This window comes from Corallococcus sp. AB049A, from assembly GCF_003668885.1.
GTDB lineage: Bacteria > Myxococcota > Myxococcia > Myxococcales > Myxococcaceae > Corallococcus > Corallococcus interemptor.
Genome location: NZ_RAWL01001437.1, coordinates 1 through 390 on the forward strand (window position 1 = coordinate 1; position 390 = coordinate 390).

At 61.8% G+C, this 390-nt stretch carries 1 protein-coding gene; it reads right to left on the reverse strand.

Annotation, left to right across the window (positions count from 1 at the left end):
* Nucleotides 1-269 (reverse strand): hypothetical protein (locus D7X55_RS43165; protein ID WP_199747503.1); only part of this gene is annotated, 269 nt, incomplete at its 3' end.
* Between the last annotated feature and the right edge of the window lie 121 nt (nt 270-390).

Consider the following 390-nt stretch of genomic DNA (forward strand, 5'->3'; position numbering starts at 1 on the left):
TCCTTGCGCGCCTTGGCCTCTTCCGCACGCCGGGCCAACGCTTCTTGCGCCTCTCGCCCCTTCTCAGCGGCGACCGAGGCCGCTTGCTTGGTTTTGTCTGCCAAGGCTTTGCCAAAACTTGCAGCCAGCCGGCCTGCGGTTTTCAAGTTTTCTTTTGTCGCATCGCTGACGAGCTTCTCCGCGTCCGTGGGGGCGGTGGTCTTGGCTTGTGCTGCTTTGGCGAGCAGCTCGCGCTGCTTGCGTTGTTTGATGAGTTCTTCGGGTGTCATGGTTCCTCCCAGGCGCTTGAAAAAGATTTGAGCCAGGGGGCTTTCGCCCCCCAGCTCTCGGTTGGCTTAGCGAACGTCGGGGATCGGCGAAACCGTGATGGCGTAATCGCCCCGGCCGCAC